The 15,508-nt window shown below is 54.6% G+C and carries 18 protein-coding genes; 15 read left to right on the top strand and 3 right to left on the bottom strand.

The genetic code is table 11. From position 1 onward, the window contains the following. The first annotated feature begins 55 nt into the window (after positions 1–55). The 3 genes from ACUY4S_RS02205 to mdcH are packed head-to-tail and all read left to right on the top strand — an operon-like array spanning position 56 to position 2,531. Positions 56–1,015: an AEC family transporter gene (locus ACUY4S_RS02205; RefSeq protein WP_458022892.1), complete on the top strand. Its 960-nt coding sequence runs from the start codon at positions 56–58 to the stop codon at positions 1,013–1,015. A gap of 2 nt (positions 1,016–1,017) precedes the next feature. Then, positions 1,018–1,635, top strand: a complete 618-nt coding sequence (locus ACUY4S_RS02210) for a malonate decarboxylase holo-ACP synthase (protein ID WP_312689601.1) — start codon at positions 1,018–1,020, stop codon at positions 1,633–1,635. Then, positions 1,635–2,531: a malonate decarboxylase subunit epsilon gene (gene mdcH, locus ACUY4S_RS02215; protein WP_312689599.1), complete on the top strand. Its 897-nt coding sequence runs from the start codon at positions 1,635–1,637 to the stop codon at positions 2,529–2,531. The genes ACUY4S_RS02210 and mdcH overlap by 1 nt, the downstream gene beginning before the upstream one ends. Positions 2,532–2,582: 51 nt before the next feature. On the opposite strand, the gene ACUY4S_RS02220 is transcribed toward mdcH, so the two are convergent. Both ACUY4S_RS02220 and ACUY4S_RS02225 read right to left on the bottom strand, forming a co-directional pair. After that, on the bottom strand, positions 2,583–3,518 hold the full coding sequence (locus tag ACUY4S_RS02220) for a LysR family transcriptional regulator (protein WP_312689920.1): 936 nt from the start codon (positions 3,516–3,518) through the stop codon (positions 2,583–2,585). A gap of 30 nt (positions 3,519–3,548) precedes the next feature. Continuing rightward, a complete protein-coding gene (locus ACUY4S_RS02225) occupies positions 3,549–5,456 on the bottom strand; it encodes an ABC transporter ATP-binding protein (protein ID WP_312689598.1) in 1,908 nt (635 codons plus the stop codon). A 180-nt stretch (positions 5,457–5,636) separates the two neighbouring features. Here ACUY4S_RS02225 and kefG point away from each other — a divergent pair, with 180 nt between their 5' ends. From kefG to slyD, 4 genes are all read left to right on the top strand, one after another. Next, complete coding sequence (gene kefG, locus ACUY4S_RS02230; RefSeq protein WP_312689597.1) at positions 5,637–6,188, top strand: glutathione-regulated potassium-efflux system ancillary protein KefG; 552 nt, start codon at positions 5,637–5,639, stop codon at positions 6,186–6,188. Then, positions 6,188–7,993, top strand: a complete 1,806-nt coding sequence (gene kefB / locus ACUY4S_RS02235; protein WP_312689596.1) for a glutathione-regulated potassium-efflux system protein KefB — start codon at positions 6,188–6,190, stop codon at positions 7,991–7,993. The genes kefG and kefB overlap by 1 nt, the downstream gene beginning before the upstream one ends. 10 nt (positions 7,994–8,003) lie before the next feature. Beyond that, entirely contained in the window at positions 8,004–8,204 is a 201-nt protein-coding gene (locus tag ACUY4S_RS02240) for a YheV family putative zinc ribbon protein (RefSeq protein WP_312689595.1), read from the top strand. 94 nt (positions 8,205–8,298) lie between these two features. Further along, positions 8,299–8,886 (top strand): peptidylprolyl isomerase, encoded by a 588-nt coding sequence (gene slyD, locus ACUY4S_RS02245; RefSeq protein ID WP_458022893.1) that lies wholly within the window; start codon positions 8,299–8,301, stop codon positions 8,884–8,886. Between the two features lie 74 nt (positions 8,887–8,960). On the opposite strand, the gene ACUY4S_RS02250 is transcribed toward slyD, so the two are convergent. Further along, a complete protein-coding gene (locus tag ACUY4S_RS02250; RefSeq protein ID WP_312689591.1) occupies positions 8,961–9,179 on the bottom strand; it encodes a protein SlyX in 219 nt (72 codons plus the stop codon). A 241-nt stretch (positions 9,180–9,420) separates the two neighbouring features. Between ACUY4S_RS02250 and fkpA the strand changes: the two genes are divergently transcribed. From fkpA to fusA, 8 genes are all read left to right on the top strand, one after another. Further along, on the top strand, positions 9,421–10,269 hold the full coding sequence (gene fkpA / locus ACUY4S_RS02255) for an FKBP-type peptidyl-prolyl cis-trans isomerase (RefSeq protein WP_312689589.1): 849 nt from the start codon (positions 9,421–9,423) through the stop codon (positions 10,267–10,269). Between the two features lie 159 nt (positions 10,270–10,428). Continuing rightward, positions 10,429–11,151, top strand: a complete 723-nt coding sequence (locus tag ACUY4S_RS02260) for a helix-turn-helix transcriptional regulator (RefSeq protein ID WP_312689587.1) — start codon at positions 10,429–10,431, stop codon at positions 11,149–11,151. Then, positions 11,151–11,537: a sulfurtransferase complex subunit TusD gene (gene tusD / locus ACUY4S_RS02265; RefSeq protein ID WP_312689585.1), complete on the top strand. Its 387-nt coding sequence runs from the start codon at positions 11,151–11,153 to the stop codon at positions 11,535–11,537. The genes ACUY4S_RS02260 and tusD overlap by 1 nt, the downstream gene beginning before the upstream one ends. After that, complete coding sequence (tusC, locus tag ACUY4S_RS02270) at positions 11,537–11,896, top strand: sulfurtransferase complex subunit TusC (RefSeq protein ID WP_312689583.1); 360 nt, start codon at positions 11,537–11,539, stop codon at positions 11,894–11,896. The genes tusD and tusC overlap by 1 nt, the downstream gene beginning before the upstream one ends. A gap of 7 nt (positions 11,897–11,903) precedes the next feature. Continuing rightward, entirely contained in the window at positions 11,904–12,191 is a 288-nt protein-coding gene (gene tusB / locus ACUY4S_RS02275) for a sulfurtransferase complex subunit TusB (RefSeq protein WP_312689581.1), read from the top strand. A 124-nt stretch (positions 12,192–12,315) separates the two neighbouring features. Continuing rightward, positions 12,316–12,690, top strand: coding sequence for a 30S ribosomal protein S12 (gene rpsL / locus ACUY4S_RS02280; RefSeq protein ID WP_003023654.1), 375 nt, complete (start codon positions 12,316–12,318; stop codon positions 12,688–12,690). Between the two features lie 96 nt (positions 12,691–12,786). Then, positions 12,787–13,257 carry a 30S ribosomal protein S7 gene (rpsG, locus tag ACUY4S_RS02285; RefSeq protein WP_035894363.1) on the top strand — a complete coding sequence of 157 codons (471 nt, stop codon included), beginning with the start codon at positions 12,787–12,789 and terminating at the stop codon, positions 13,255–13,257. 100 nt (positions 13,258–13,357) lie between these two features. Continuing rightward, on the top strand, positions 13,358–15,472 hold the full coding sequence (gene fusA, locus ACUY4S_RS02290) for an elongation factor G (RefSeq protein WP_312689579.1): 2,115 nt from the start codon (positions 13,358–13,360) through the stop codon (positions 15,470–15,472). The last annotated feature ends 36 nt before the right edge of the window (positions 15,473–15,508 follow it).

Genomic DNA, 15,508 nt, shown 5'->3' on the forward strand with positions numbered 1-15,508 from the left:
GCAAAGAGGCAGGGCGAAGGATGAAGTGATTTCTTTTTTATTACAGGTGATTTCTATGACTTATGTAATTGTTCATGCCCTCGCACCGATCTTTGTCATCATGCTGCTGGGTTTCTGGGCGGGAAAGGCCAAAATGGTCGACAACAAAAATGTTTCCCTGCTCAATATCTTTGTGATGGACTTCGCGCTACCTGCCGCGTTGTTTAGCGCGACCGTGCAGACACCCTGGACGGGCATTATCGCGCAATCGCCGCTGATCCTCGTGCTCACGCTCTCCATGTGGATCACCTACGCCGCCATTTACTTCCTGGCGACCTCCGTTTTCAAAAAATCGCCGCAGGATGCCGCTGTGCTGACGCTGACCGTTGCACTGCCTAACTATGCGGCGCTGGGACTGCCCATTCTGGGTAGCGTGCTGGGCGAAGGCCCCTCCACATCGTTGTCTGTGGCGGTTTCTATCGCGTGCGGTTCCGTACTGATGACACCGTTCTGCCTGCTGATCCTTGAACGTGAAAAAGCGCGTGCGGCGGGTGGGAATACCGGTTCCACGCTGGCAATGCTGCCGGTGCTGATGTGGCGTTCGGTGAAAAAACCGATTGTCTGGGGGCCGTTGCTTGGGGTCGTGCTGTCCGCGATCGGCATTAAAATGCCGGAGCTGGTACTGGCCTCTATTAAACCGCTGGGCCTGTCGGCTACGGCTGCGGCACTGTTCCTGACCGGGGTTATTCTCTCTGCTCGCAAACTGGTCATCAATACCATGGTTATCTCGGCAACCATCACGAAGTTGTTGATCCAACCGGCTATCGCTTGGGGGATTGTGCTGGTGTTCGGCCTGCATGGCTCGGTGGCGATCACCGCGATCCTGATGATCGCGCTGGCGGCGGGTTTCTTCGGGGTGGTATTCGGTAACCGCTTTGGCGTGCAATCGCCGGATGCTGAAGCCGTACTGCTGCTAAGTTCTGTTCTGTGTATCCTGTCGCTGCCGCTGTTTATCTCACTGACTTCAGGAATGTAATCATGACCTCAACATTACGCCCGCACGATCTTCTCTGGCTGACCACACCTGAAGCGCTGGAAGGCGTCACTGAACCCTGGGTCACAGAGACGTGGCATGTCGGTTTGCCGGTCGTGGTGCGGCGTGATGTTGATACACGTGGGCGGATTCCCGTGGGCGTGCGTGGCTTGCGCCGCGATCAGCGCGCTGCGGGATGGGTGAAGCCGGAAAACGTTAACCGTGTGATCCCGCCGGAACAACTTATCGAACCGCAGGCACTGCTGCGTTCGCCTTTTGTCTCTCAACCGCCTGTGCAACTGGCGCTGCAACTGGCGCAGCTGAACTGGTCGTGGCAATGGGGCGTTACCGGTAGCACCGGGTATGCGCTGGCCACTGGCATTCCGGTTATTCATGCGACCAGCGATCTCGACTTGCTGATCCGTGCCCCACAGCCGCTTGTCGCAGCGGAACTGCAACGCTGGCAACAGCATATCAGCGGTGGGTTGTGCCGGGCGGATACGCAAGTCGACACGCCCTGTGGCGGTTTTGCGCTGGCGGAGTGGCTGCGCGACGGTCGGGTAATGCTGAAAACGAACCACGGGCCGCGTCTGGTGAGCGACCCCTGGCGCAGGGAGGAGTAATGAAAATTTTGTTCACGTTTCCGGGGCAGGGGACACAGCGTCCCGGTATGTTACAGGCGCTTCCTGGCAATGAAATTGACGAAGCCCGTGCGGTGCTGGGTGACGAAGTTGATACGCTGGACAGCTCTGAAGCATTAACACATACGCGTGCCGTACAGCTCTCTTTGTTGATTGCCGGGGTTGCCTGGGCGCGGGAGTTACAGCGCCGCGGCGTGCAGGTGGATATCACCAGCGGGTTGTCGATTGGCGCTTATCCGGCAGCGGTGATTGCGGGCGCACTCGACTTCCGCGACGCGTTACGGCTGGTGGCACTGCGAGGCGATTTGATGGAACAGGCATATCCGCAGGGTTACGGGCTGACAGCGATTATGGGACTGACCCTTTCTCAGGTGGAAAGAGTGGTGGAAGGCAGCGGGGCGTATATCGCTAACCTGAATGCCGAAACACAGATTGTTATTGCCGGGCGCGATGAAGCGATGGCAGAAGTGGCGCAGCGTGCGCTGGCAAAAGGTGCCAGCAAAGCGCAACGGCTGGCGGTCAGCGTACCCTCTCACTGTGCGTTGCTGGAGGCGCCTGCAAAAAAACTGGCGCAGGCCTTTGCTGGCATTACGTTACACCGACCGCAATGCGCCTATTTAAGCGGCAGCACCGGGCGCGTGCTATGGCAGCCGGAGAAGATTGCCGACGATTTAGCGTGGAACATGGCGCGTACCGTGCGCTGGCAGGAGGCGGTGATTTCCGCTAATGAACGTGACGCGCGACTGGCGATAGAGATGCCGCCTGGCGGGATCCTGACGTGCCTCACCCGACAGGCATCGTGGGAAGGTGAAAGTATTTCGCTGGAGCGTAGCGGCGTTGAGGTGGCGTTACATCTGGCGAAGCGGCTCAGGCGTTAACGTTTTGCCCTGGTGAGCCGCTGCTCAGCATCATCGCGCCAGCCGCAAACATCAGGCGCTATTCTCACCCAGGCTACGGGCATACATCCTCCCTTCAGCCGCCAGCGCCAGCAGGTTCGGATCGTGCTCGCGGTTGCGAGCAAAGACAATGGCAATTAACTGCTGCATTTGATAGGGCTCGGCCAGGCGCAACAATTGCACCGAACTTTCATAGACCTTTTTCATTCTTCCTGGCATCAGTGAAAAGCCAACGCCTGCCTGCACCAGGCTGAGCATTGAGAAGATGTCATTGACGCGGGTGACGATTTCCGGCTCAAAACCGGCAATATGAAACGCCTCCTGGAACCCGGCGTAGGTGGCGAAACCTTCTGCCAGAGAAACAAACTTTTGCGTCCGGTAATCACGCAGATCGGCCAGTGTGTCGGTTTTTAACGTCGCACTGGCGGGGGCGGCAAGAAAGATGTCGTCATGGAACAACGGCAGGACTTCCAGGCTGTTACGGTCGATCTCGCTTTCGGAAATCGAAATCAGGATCGCATCCAGCGATCCTTCCTCCAGCATATGCAGCAGTGTTTCGTTCGACCCCATAGTAAGGTCCATTTCCAGATCCGGGCGACGCAGCTTCATGCCCATAATTAAGCGCGGTACCGTTTCCAGCGTCAGCGAGTAAAGGGTACCGACGCGTAATCTGCCCTGGCCGACGCCAGCAGTTTTACGCGCTTCATTCAGACCGCGCTCCATCAGTTGCGTCACTTCCTGGCAATATTCCAGTAATGTCCATGCGGCCGGGAGCGGAATCAGATTGCGGCCTTTGTGCACGAACAGCGGGCAGCGGACATTCTCCTCCAACGTATGCAGCGCACGGTGGACGCTGACCCCGCTGAGATTGAGTGCTTCGGCGGCGCGGGCGATATTTCCTTTGTCCATAAAGGTCATAAAAATGCCCAGCTTGCGAAACGTGATGTCGTTGGTGATCTCCAGCTTCATAAAACCCTCTCGCCCGCTGCACGGCTGCATTTAGTCCCCTTGCAGCATGGCTTCCAGTTGTTCGTGCGCTTCCAGCCATGCCATTTCGCACTCTTCAAGCCCGGCTTTTGCCGCCGCTTGTTGTTGCAGGCAGGTGGTCAGTTCCGCTTTACGGCTTTGATCGTATAAACCGCTGTCGCCGAGTTTCTCTTCCGCCTGCGCCAGTTGGGCATTGAGCTTTTCCATCTCCTTTTCCAGACGGGTTATCTCTTTACGCAGCGGCTGGGTTTGCGTGCGCAGTTCCGCTTCGCGACGTTTCTGGTCTTTCCGCGCCTGGGCGCTGTTGCCGCTGTCTTTGGCGGCGGCGTCTGCGGGCTGGCTCTCCTGCTTTTGCACATCGCTCAGCCACTGCTGATAATCCTCCAGGTCGCCGGCGAACGGCTCGACTTTGCCGTCATGCACCAGGTAGAGATCATCGGTGGTGGAGCGGATCAGATGACGATCGTGCGAAACCACCACCAGCGCGCCTTCAAACTCGATTAGCGCTTCGGTCAGCGCCTGACGCATGTCCAGATCAAGATGGTTGGTCGGCTCATCAAGCAGCAGCAGGTTTGGACGCTGCCAGACAATCAGCGCCAGTACCAGACGGGCCTTTTCGCCGCCGGAAAAGCGTTCTGTCACTTCGGTGACTTTATCGCCCTGGAAACCAAAACCGCCAAGGTAATCGCGCAGCTTTTGCTCCAGCTCCTGCGGTGCAAGGCGTGCAAGGTGCTGCAATGGCGACTCGTCAGCGCGTAAAAATTCCAGCTGGTGCTGAGCGAAGTAGCCGAGCTTGATGCCTTTCGCCAGCCCAATTTCACCCCGTTGTGCTGACAGTTCCCCGGCCAGCAATTTAATCAGCGTCGATTTCCCCGCGCCGTTACGCCCCAACAGGCCAATACGCGAGCCTGGCACCAGGTTGAGCTTGATGGCATCGAGAATGGTGCGTTCGCCGTAACCCGCGCTGACTTTCTCCATTTTTAATAAGGGATTGGGCAGGCTTTCTGGCGCACGGAAGCTGAAGTGGAACGGGTTGTCGACGTGCGCCGGGGCGATCAGCTCCATGCGCTCAAGCATTTTGATTCGGCTCTGCGCCTGTTTCGCTTTACTGGCCTTGGCTTTGAAGCGATCGATAAAGCTCTGCAGATGCGCCACGCGCTGTTGCTGGCTTTCGTAGGTGGCCTGCTGCTGGGCCAGTCGTGTGGCGCGCTGACGCTCAAAGGAGCTGTAGTTGCCGGTATATTCGAACAGGCTTTGCTGCTCAATATGCAAAATTTTGTCCACGACGGGGTCGAGGAAGTCACGGTCATGGGAAATGAGGATCAACGTACCCTGATAACTTTTTAGCCACCTTTCCAGCCAGATCACGGCATCCAGATCGAGATGGTTGGTCGGTTCATCAAGCAGCAGTAAATCGGAACGGCAAATCAGCGCCTGGGCGAGGTTCAAGCGCATCCGCCAGCCGCCGGAGAAGTCGCTCACCGGACGCTCAAGTTGTTCATTGCTGAAGCCCAGACCGTGCAGCAGACTTGAAGCGCGTGAGCGAATGGTCCACGCATCGATAGCGTCGAGTTTACCGTGCACGGTAGCAATGGCGTGACCGTCGTTACGCTCGTTGGCGGCATTCAACTGTGCTTCCAACTGGCGATATTCGCGATCGCCGTCTATCACATACTCTATTGCCGCTGCGCTGAGCGCCGGCGTTTCCTGGTTGACCCATGCCAGTTGCCAGGTGCCCGGAAAGCTGAAGCTGCCGCCGTCGGCGCCAATCTCGTTTTTCAGCAGCGACAGCAGTGTCGATTTACCGCAGCCGTTTTTGCCCACCAGACCGACTTTCTGGCCCGGATTAATGGTGGCTGTGGCGTTGTCCAACAGGACACGCACGCCGCGACGAATTTGTAACGAGGAGAAAACAATCATAAGGCGCCGTATGTTCAGACTATGTTAATTTGTCATTATGATAATGTAAGGTTACGGCCAAACGCCGTACCGGGGCCGCAATGGTAGCCCAAAATGAAGACGATAGACAAAAGCATTCTGGCCGCGCCATCAGGCTGCTAACCAGAAGCATGACAAGTACGACACCCGGGAGGGAAATAGATGTCGCAGACAGCGAAAGTGTTGCTGCTGTATGCCCATCCGGAATCACAGGACTCGGTTGCAAACCGGGTTTTGCTTAAGCCGGCAACGCAACTGCAAAACGTAACGGTGCATGATCTGTATGCCCGTTATCCCGATTTTTTTATTGATATTCCTTACGAGCAGGCGTTACTGCGCGAGCATGACGTTATCGTGTTCCAGCATCCGCTTTATACCTACAGCTGCCCGGCGCTGCTCAAAGAGTGGCTGGATCGGGTGTTAAGCCGGGGTTTTGCCAGTGGCACCGGCGGGAATCAACTGGCCGGAAAGTACTGGCGCAGCGTGATCACCACCGGGGAGCCGGAAACGGCGTATCGGCACGATGGCCTGAACCGCTATCCGATGAGTGATATTCTGCGCCCTTTTGAGTTAACGGCGGCTATGTGCCGCATGCACTGGCTGAGTCCGATCATTATTTATTGGGCGCGCAGGCAGCCACCGCAGGAGCTGGCAAACCACGCCAAAGCCTACGGCGACTGGCTGGTGTCACCCCTGCCCGTCGGAGGTCGTTGATGGAAGGTTCCGATCTGTTACTGGCGGGAGTGCTGTTTCTGTTTGCAGCGGTGGTCGCCGTACCGCTTGCCGCGCGCTTAGGGATTGGCGCAGTGCTGGGATATTTGCTGGCCGGGATTGCCATTGGCCCGTGGGGGCTGGGCTTCATCAGCGATGTGGATGAGATCCTCCACTTTTCCGAGCTGGGCGTCGTGTTTCTGATGTTTATCATCGGACTGGAGCTGAATCCGAGCAAGCTTTGGGAGTTGCGGCGCTCTATTTTTGGCGTCGGCGCTGCTCAGGTATTGTTGAGTGCGGCGATACTGGCCGGTTTATTGATGTTGACGCAGTTCTCCTGGCAGGCGGCAGTCATTGGCGGCATTGGTCTGGCGATGTCCTCAACGGCCATGGCGCTGCAACTGATGCGCGACAAAGGGATGAATCGCAGCGAGTCCGGGCAACTGGGATTTTCGGTGTTGTTGTTCCAGGATCTGGCGGTGATTCCAGCGCTTGCGCTGGTGCCGCTGCTGGCCGGTAACGGCGATGAGCATCTGGACTGGATGAAAGTGGGCATGAAGGTGCTGGCGTTTGCCGGCATGTTATTGGGTGGCCGCTATCTGCTACGCCCGGTGTTCCGCTTTATTGCCAGTTCTGGCGTGCGGGAGGTCTTTACCGCTGCGACGTTGTTACTGGTGCTCGGCTCGGCATTATTTATGGATGCGTTGGGACTGTCGATGGCGCTCGGTACTTTTATCGCCGGGGTTTTACTGGCGGAAAGTGAATACCGGCACGAGCTGGAAATCGCCATTGAGCCGTTTAAAGGCTTGCTGCTCGGGCTGTTCTTTATCTCGGTGGGTATGGCGTTAAATCTGGGCGTGCTCTATACCCATTTATTATGGGTGGTGCTGAGCGTTGCGGTGCTGGTGGCGGTAAAAACGCTGGTGCTCTATATGCTGGCACGCCTGTATGGTTTGCGCAGTTCAGAGCGTATGCAGTTTGCCGGTGTGTTAAGTCAGGGCGGGGAGTTTGCTTTCGTGCTCTTCTCTTCGGCTTCCTCTCAGCGACTGTTTCAGAATGATCAAATGGCGCTGTTGCTGGTCACCGTAACACTTTCAATGATGACCACACCGCTGTTGATGCGCGGCATTGATAAGGCTCTTTCGCGGCGGTTTAACGCGCCCGAAGATGAAGACGAAGCGCCCTGGGTAGACGACGATAAACCGCAGGTTATTGTGGTGGGATTTGGTCGTTTTGGTCAGGTCATTGGTCGCCTGTTAATGGCGAACAAAATGCGCATCACGGTGCTGGAACGTGATATCAGCGCCGTTAACCTGATGCGTAAATACGGCTACAAGGTCTACTACGGCGACGCGACGCAGGTGGAACTGCTGCGTTCGGCAGGGGCGGAAGCGGCGCAATCCATAGTGATCACCTGTAACGACCCGCTGGACACGATGAAACTGGTCGAGATTTGCCAGCAGCACTTTCCCCATCTTGCGATTCTGGCGCGGGCGCGCGGACGTGTCGAAGCGCATGAACTGTTACAAGCTGGCGTGACACAGTTTTCCCGTGAAACCTTCTCCAGTGCGCTGGAGTTGGGTCGTAAGGCGCTAATTTCCTTGGGTATGCACCCACATCAGGCGCAACGTGCGCAGCTGCACTTTAAGCGTCTTGATATGCGGATGCTGCGGGAGTTAATGCCGGTGCATACTGATACGGTGCAAATTTCCCGCGTGCGCGAGGCGCGACGCGAGCTGGAGGAGATTTTCCAGCGTGAAATGCAGCAAGAGCGTCGTCAGCTGGATGGCTGGGACGAGTTTGAATAAGGGGATCCGAATGGCTGTACGTAAACGTTTTATCGCCGGGGCTGTTTGCCCGGCATGCCAGGCGAAGGATTCGATGGCAATGTGGCGCGAAAATAATGTCGATATTGTTGAGTGTGTTAAGTGTGGTCATCACATGCGCGAAGCAGATAAAGAAGCAAAAGAACATGTGCGCAAAGATGAGCAAGTGATCGGGATTTTTCATCCGGACTAGCGATATCAGGCAGGTTTTTTTAAGCTAAAGGGTACACGGGTGCAGAATTCCGCTACAATCTGCGCCAGTAATTTTCCCACGCTCAGGAGATATCATGAAAGTAGCAAAAGACCTGGTGGTCAGCCTGGCCTATCAGGTACGTACAGAAGACGGTGTATTGGTTGATGAGTCTCCGGTGAGTGCACCGCTGGACTATCTGCACGGTCACGGTTCCCTGATCTCTGGTCTGGAAAACGCGCTGGACGGTCACGAAGTCGGCGACAAATTCGATGTGGCTGTTGGCGCGAATGACGCTTACGGTCAGTACGACGAAAACCTGGTACAGCGCGTACCGAAAGACGTCTTTATGGGCGTTGACGAACTGCAGGTTGGCATGCGCTTCCTGGCGGAAACCGACCAGGGTCCGGTGCCGGTAGAAATCACCGAAGTGGAAGATGACCACGTGGTGGTTGACGGTAACCACATGCTGGCTGGCCAGAACCTGAAGTTCAACGTGGAAGTTGTCGCTATCCGCGAAGCAACCGAAGAAGAACTGGCGCATGGTCATGTTCACGGTGCGCATGGTCACGATCATGACCACGACCACGATCACGATGGCTGCTGTGGCGGTCACGGCCACGATCATGACCACGACCACGGTAAAGGTGGTTGCGGTGGTCACGGCGGTTGCGGTTGCCACTAACAGGCGTTGTCTTTCGCACTTCAGGTGTGTTGATAGCGTATTAAAAAAGCGGGGAAACCCGCTTTTTTTACGCCTTAATAGTGAGGCGGAGGCGTCTCTTCTGACGGCGAGGCCATTTGCGAAGGCTGGCTGGCTTTCAGTTTTTCCACCATCAAGCGAATGTGGTCACGCAGCTTCGCCATTTCCAGCTCATGCGCAGTGACTGTCTTATTCAGCTCTTCAATGGTTATCTCCTGAAAGGCCAGTCGGCTTTCCAGTTCCGCCAGTCGCGCTTCTGTCGTTCGTTCTTGCATTTTTCACCTCGGGTTAGCGTCCAGACGGGTTTTTATTCATCGGGCGGGATTTTACTGAACTTTGCCGCGCGATCCAGCGTCGGGACAGAAAAGCAGAAACTTATTTAAACAAAAATAGTCTCAAAACAGGTGAATTCGGGCGGCGTCCTTATGTTGATTTCCCCCGCAACGCTTTATAGTACGTTCCTTACTTACTTATGTTTAACCCTGGGGCGAGATGCCCCGGCCCCTGGAGAGATGGATGAAATCACTGTTTAAAGTCACGCTGCTGGCGACCACCATGGCCGTAGCACTTCATGCACCGATTTCTTTCGCTGCGGATGCCGCAAAGAAAGACACTGCTGCAGCAGCTGACAGCAAAGCGGCATTCAAAAATGATGACCAGAAATCCGCCTATGCACTGGGCGCGTCGCTGGGCCGCTACATGGAGAATTCCCTGAAAGAGCAGGAAAAACTGGGTATCAAACTGGACAAAGACCTGCTGATTAAAGGCGTCCAGGATGCGTTTGCTGATAAGAGCAAACTGACTGACCAGGAAATCGAGCAGACTCTGCAGGCGTTTGAGACGCGCGTGAAAACCGCTGCCCAGGATCGTATGGAAAAAGACGCAGCCGATAACGAAGCAAAAGGCAAAGCCTTCCGCGATACCTTTGCAAAAGAGAAGGGTGTGAAAACGTCTGACACCGGCCTGCTGTACAAAGTTGAGAAAGAAGGTACTGGCGATGCGCCGAAAGACAGCGATACCGTGGTGGTGAACTACAAAGGTACGCTGATTGACGGTAAAGAGTTTGATAACTCTTATACCCGTGGCGAGCCGCTCTCCTTCCGCCTGGATGGCGTGATCCCTGGCTGGACCGAAGGCCTGAAAAATATCAAGAAAGGCGGCAAGATCAAGCTGGTTATCCCACCAGCACTGGCTTACGGCAAAACAGGCGTTCCGGGTATTCCGGCTAACTCTACGCTGGTCTTTGACGTAGAGCTGCTGGATATCAAAGCGGCACCAAAAGCGGATGCCGCAGCGCCAGCAGCAGCACCGGCCGCAGGCGATAAAGCCGCGGACGCGAAAGCGGAAGACACCAGTAAGAAATAAATCTGTGAGCGACGCCGCCTTCGGGCGGCGTTTTTTTTTGCAGTGAAGATATAATTCTGGCAAGCCTAACCTACGATGTATTAATTTAGATCCCCATGTAATTACTGAGCCTGCCCTGAAAACATAACGACAGGCTCCTGAAAAGGAGTGTTTTTTTTCATGTCCAGGTCGCTCTTAACCAACGAAACCAGTGAGCTAGACTTATTGGATCAACGTCCTTTCGACCAAACCGACTTCGATATCCTCAAATCCTATGAAGCGGTGGTGGACGGGTTAGCGATGCTCATTGGGTCCCACTGCGAAATCGTTTTGCACTCCCTGCAGGATCTGAAATGTTCCGCCATCCGCATTGCGAACGGTGAACACACAGGGCGTAAAATTGGCTCACCTATCACCGATCTTGCCTTGCGCATGTTGCACGATATGACCGGCGCGGACAGCAGCGTGTCTAAGTGCTACTTCACGCGCGCGAAAAGCGGCGTGCTGATGAAATCGGAAACGATCGCGATCCGCAATCGCGACCACCGGGTGATTGGTCTGTTGTGCATTAACATGAACCTCGATGTACCGTTCTCGCAAATCATGAGCACGTTTATTCCGCCGGAAACCCCGGATGTCGGCTCCTCCGTTAACTTTGCCTCCTCTGTGGAAGATCTGGTAATGCAAACGCTGGAATTCACGATTGAAGAGGTCAATGCCGATCGTAACGTTTCCAACAATGCCAAAAACCGGCAGATTGTGTTGAATTTGTATGAGAAAGGTATCTTTGACATCAAAGACGCCATTAACCAGGTAGCTGACCGTCTGAACATCTCCAAGCACACGGTGTATCTCTATATTCGTCAGTTCAAAAGCGGCGATTTTTCCGGGCCTGACCGTTAATGCGTTTTGCCCTTATGGTCACCGGCCCGGCGTATGGTACGCAGCAGGCCAGCAGCGCGTATCAATTTGCACTGGCGCTGTTGGCGGCTGGTCATACGCTGGTTAGTGTGTTTTTCTACCGCGAAGGGGTGAGCAATGCGAATGCGCTCACCGCGCCCGCCAGCGATGAATATGATCTGGTTCGTGCGTGGCAACGGTTGCATGACGAACAGCAGGTTGAGCTGCATATCTGTGTCGCCGCCGCGCTGCGCCGCGGCGTTGTCGACGACATGGAAGCACAACGTCTGACGTTGCCGGGCGCTAATCTTCAAGCCGGGTTTTCGCTGACCGGACTGGGCGCGCTGGCAGAAGCGGCGCTTTCCTGCGATCGGGTGGTGCAGTTCTGATGAAACGTATTGCCTTTGTTTTTACCTCTGCTCCGCATGGCTCTTCTGCCGGGCGCGAAGGGCTGGATGCCCTGCTGGCAACCTCCGCATTGACGGATGACATTGGCGTGTTTTTCGTTGGCGATGGCGTTTTTCAACTGCTGGCGAACCAGCAGCCGGATCGGATCCTGGCACGGGACTACATTGCGACATTTAAAGTTCTGCCTCTTTATGACATTGAGCAATGCTGGCTATGTGCGGCTTCGCTACGTGAGCGAGGACTGGGCGAGGAGACGGCATTTGTGTTGCCGATTCAGCGGCTGGAGCCGGATGCGCTGCGTGAGCGACTTAATGAATACACCGTCGTGATGACTTTTTGAGGCTCCTATGCTGCATACGTTATCTCAATCGCCCTGGCAGTGTGATATGGCTGCGCTGTTGCGCCTGGTACGCCCGGGCGACGATCTGTTGTTGCTGTCCGATGGCGTGACGGCGGCACTGGAAGGCGGGCGTTTCATTGACTTATTGCGTAATGCCCCCATATCGCTACACGTGCTGAGTGAAGACGTTGATGCACGTGGTCTTTCTGGTCAAATTTCGAGCAGTGTCGCCAGGGTTGGCTATACTGATTTCGTGAGTCTGGCGATAAAACATGACGCTCAGATGCGTTGGTAATGTGTGATCGCTGTATATTTCTTGACACCTTTTCAGCACAGCCATAAAATTCTGCGTCCTCATATTATATGAGGTCGTTTTATTACGTGTTTACGAAGCAAAAGCTAAAACCAGGAGCTATTTAATGGCAACAGTTAACCAGCTGGTACGCAAACCACGCGCACGCAAAGTTGCAAAAAGCAACGTTCCGGCGCTGGAAGCATGCCCGCAAAAACGTGGTGTATGTACTCGCGTATATACTACCACCCCGAAAAAACCGAACTCCGCGCTGCGTAAAGTATGCCGTGTTCGTCTGACTAACGGTTTCGAAGTGACTTCCTACATCGGTGGTGAAGGTCACAACCTGCAGGAGCACTCCGTGATCCTGATCCGTGGCGGTCGTGTAAAAGACCTTCCGGGTGTTCGTTACCACACTGTACGTGGCGCGCTTGACTGCTCCGGTGTTAAAGACCGTAAGCAATCTCGTTCCAAATACGGCGTGAAACGTCCTAAGGCTTAATGGTTCTCCGTTAAGTAAGGCCAAACTGTTTTAACTTAATGTCAAACTAAACTCTTAGAGTTTTGGACAATCCTGAATTAACAACGGAGTATTTCCATGCCACGTCGTCGTGTTATTGGTCAGCGTAAAATTCTGCCGGATCCGAAGTTCGGATCAGAACTGCTGGCTAAATTTGTAAATATCCTGATGGTAGACGGTAAAAAATCTACTGCAGAATCAATCGTATACAGCGCGCTGGAGACCCTGGCTCAGCGTTCTGGTAAAAATGAACTGGAAGCTTTCGAAGTCGCTCTCGAAAACGTGCGCCCGACTGTCGAAGTTAAGTCTCGCCGCGTTGGTGGTTCTACTTATCAGGTTCCGGTTGAAGTACGTCCGGTTCGCCGCAATGCCCTGGCAATGCGTTGGATCGTTGAAGCTGCTCGTAAACGCGGTGATAAATCCATGGCTCTGCGCCTGGCGAACGAACTTTCTGATGCTGCAGACAACAAAGGTACTGCAGTTAAGAAACGTGAAGACGTTCACCGTATGGCCGAAGCCAACAAGGCGTTCGCACACTACCGTTGGTAATCCCTTCGGAGTTTTAGTCAACTGGCGGGCGCTTCAAGTAAGTCGCCCGCCGTTTGGCAACTTAATTCTGAACGCCTAAAAGACACAAACGAGGAATCAAATGGCTCGTACAACACCCATCGCACGCTACCGTAACATCGGTATCAGTGCGCACATCGACGCCGGTAAAACCACGACTACCGAACGTATTCTGTTCTACACCGGTGTAAACCACAAAATCGGTGAAGTTCATGACGGCGCCGCAACCATGGACTGGATGGAGCAGGAGCAGGAGCGTGGTATTACCATTACCTCCGCAGCGACTACTGCATTCTGGTCTGGTATGGCGAAGCAGTATGAACCGCATCGCGTAAACATCATCGACACCCCGGGGCACGTTGACTTCACCATCGAAGTAGAACGTTCCATGCGTGTTCTTGACGGTGCGGTAATGGTTTACTGCGCAGTTGGTGGTGTTCAGCCGCAGTCTGAAACCGTATGGCGTCAGGCTAACAAATATAAAGTTCCGCGCATTGCGTTCGTTAACAAAATGGACCGCATGGGCGCTAACTTCCTGAAAGTTGTTGGTCAGATCAAATCCCGTCTGGGCGCGAACCCGGTTCCGCTGCAGCTGGCAATTGGTGCTGAAGAAGGTTTCACCGGTGTTGTTGACCTGGTGAAAATGAAAGCCATCAACTGGAACGACGCAGATCAGGGCGTAACCTTCGAATACGAAGATATCCCGGCTGAGATGCAGGACCTGGCTGACGAATGGCACCAGAACCTGATCGAATCCGCTGCGGAAGCTTCCGAAGAGCTGATGGAAAAATACCTGGGTGGCGAAGAACTGACTGAAGAAGAGATCAAAAAAGCTCTGCGTCAGCGTGTTCTGAACAACGAAATCATCCTGGTAACCTGTGGTTCTGCGTTTAAGAACAAAGGTGTTCAGGCGATGCTGGATGCGGTAGTTGACTACCTGCCGTCCCCGACTGACGTACCTGCGATCAACGGTATCCTGGACGACGGTAAAGATACGCCGGCTGAGCGTCACGCAAGCGACGAAGAGCCGTTCTCCGCTCTGGCGTTCAAAATCGCTACCGACCCGTTTGTAGGTAACCTGACCTTCTTCCGCGTTTACTCTGGTGTGGTGAACTCTGGCGATACCATCCTGAACTCCGTGAAAAGTGCACGTGAGCGTTTCGGTCGTATCGTACAGATGCACGCTAACAAACGTGAAGAGATCAAAGAAGTTCGCGCGGGCGACATCGCTGCTGCGATCGGTCTGAAAGACGTAACGACTGGTGATACGCTGTGTGATCCGGATCATCCGATCATTCTGGAACGTATGGAATTCCCGGAACCGGTAATCTCCATCGCTGTAGAACCGAAAACCAAAGCTGACCAGGAAAAAATGGGTCTGGCTCTGGGCCGTCTGGCGAAAGAAGACCCGTCATTCCGCGTATGGACTGACGAAGAATCTAACCAGACCATTATCGCCGGTATGGGTGAGCTGCACCTCGACATCATCGTTGACCGTATGAAACGTGAATTCAACGTTGAAGCGAACGTCGGTAAACCTCAGGTTGCTTACCGCGAAGCGATTCGCGCGAAAGTTACCGATATCGAAGGTAAACACGCTAAACAGTCTGGTGGTCGCGGTCAGTACGGTCATGTTGTTATCGACATGTACCCGCTGGAGCCGGGCTCTAACCCGAAAGGTTACGAGTTCATCAACGACATCAAAGGTGGTGTAATTCCTGGCGAATACATCCCGGCCGTTGATAAAGGCATCCAGGAGCAGCTGAAATCTGGCCCGCTGGCTGGTTACCCGGTAGTAGACCTGGGCGTGCGTCTGCACTTCGGTTCTTACCACGACGTTGACTCCTCTGAACTGGCGTTTAAACTGGCTGCGTCTATTGCCTTTAAAGATGGCTTTAAGAAAGCGAAACCAGTTCTGCTTGAGCCGATCATGAAGGTTGAAGTAGAGACTCCGGAAGAGAACACTGGTGACGTTATCGGTGACTTGAGCCGTCGTCGCGGTATGCTGCGCGGTCAGGAATCTGAAGTCACTGGCGTTAAGATTCACGCTGAAGTGCCGCTGTCTGAAATGTTCGGATACGCGACTCAGCTGCGTTCTCTGACCAAAGGTCGTGCATCATACACTATGGAATTCCTGAAGTATGATGATGCACCGAACAACGTTGCTCAGGCCGTAATCGAAGCCCGTGGTAAATAAGCCTCAGGGTTAAAACCAAAGTCCCGTGCTCTCTCC

It is taken from the genome of Kosakonia beeri, assembly GCF_054165705.1.

What these genes read in the sequence shown, in the direction of transcription:
- ACUY4S_RS02205 (WP_458022892.1), top strand. Translation starts at nt 56, where the DNA reads ATGACTTATGTAATTGTTCATGCCCTCGCACCGATCTTTGTCATCATG.
- ACUY4S_RS02210 (WP_312689601.1), top strand. Translation starts at nt 1,018, where the DNA reads ATGACCTCAACATTACGCCCGCACGATCTTCTCTGGCTGACCACACCT.
- mdcH (WP_312689599.1), top strand. Translation starts at nt 1,635, where the DNA reads ATGAAAATTTTGTTCACGTTTCCGGGGCAGGGGACACAGCGTCCCGGT.
- ACUY4S_RS02220 (WP_312689920.1), bottom strand. Translation starts at nt 3,518, where the DNA reads ATGAAGCTGGAGATCACCAACGACATCACGTTTCGCAAGCTGGGCATT.
- ACUY4S_RS02225 (WP_312689598.1), bottom strand. Translation starts at nt 5,456, where the DNA reads ATGATTGTTTTCTCCTCGTTACAAATTCGTCGCGGCGTGCGTGTCCTG.
- kefG (WP_312689597.1), top strand. Translation starts at nt 5,637, where the DNA reads ATGTCGCAGACAGCGAAAGTGTTGCTGCTGTATGCCCATCCGGAATCA.
- kefB (WP_312689596.1), top strand. Translation starts at nt 6,188, where the DNA reads ATGGAAGGTTCCGATCTGTTACTGGCGGGAGTGCTGTTTCTGTTTGCA.
- ACUY4S_RS02240 (WP_312689595.1), top strand. Translation starts at nt 8,004, where the DNA reads ATGGCTGTACGTAAACGTTTTATCGCCGGGGCTGTTTGCCCGGCATGC.
- slyD (WP_458022893.1), top strand. Translation starts at nt 8,299, where the DNA reads ATGAAAGTAGCAAAAGACCTGGTGGTCAGCCTGGCCTATCAGGTACGT.
- ACUY4S_RS02250 (WP_312689591.1), bottom strand. Translation starts at nt 9,179, where the DNA reads ATGCAAGAACGAACGACAGAAGCGCGACTGGCGGAACTGGAAAGCCGA.
- fkpA (WP_312689589.1), top strand. Translation starts at nt 9,421, where the DNA reads ATGAAATCACTGTTTAAAGTCACGCTGCTGGCGACCACCATGGCCGTA.
- ACUY4S_RS02260 (WP_312689587.1), top strand. Translation starts at nt 10,429, where the DNA reads ATGTCCAGGTCGCTCTTAACCAACGAAACCAGTGAGCTAGACTTATTG.
- tusD (WP_312689585.1), top strand. Translation starts at nt 11,151, where the DNA reads ATGCGTTTTGCCCTTATGGTCACCGGCCCGGCGTATGGTACGCAGCAG.
- tusC (WP_312689583.1), top strand. Translation starts at nt 11,537, where the DNA reads ATGAAACGTATTGCCTTTGTTTTTACCTCTGCTCCGCATGGCTCTTCT.
- tusB (WP_312689581.1), top strand. Translation starts at nt 11,904, where the DNA reads ATGCTGCATACGTTATCTCAATCGCCCTGGCAGTGTGATATGGCTGCG.
- rpsL (WP_003023654.1), top strand. Translation starts at nt 12,316, where the DNA reads ATGGCAACAGTTAACCAGCTGGTACGCAAACCACGCGCACGCAAAGTT.
- rpsG (WP_035894363.1), top strand. Translation starts at nt 12,787, where the DNA reads ATGCCACGTCGTCGTGTTATTGGTCAGCGTAAAATTCTGCCGGATCCG.
- fusA (WP_312689579.1), top strand. Translation starts at nt 13,358, where the DNA reads ATGGCTCGTACAACACCCATCGCACGCTACCGTAACATCGGTATCAGT.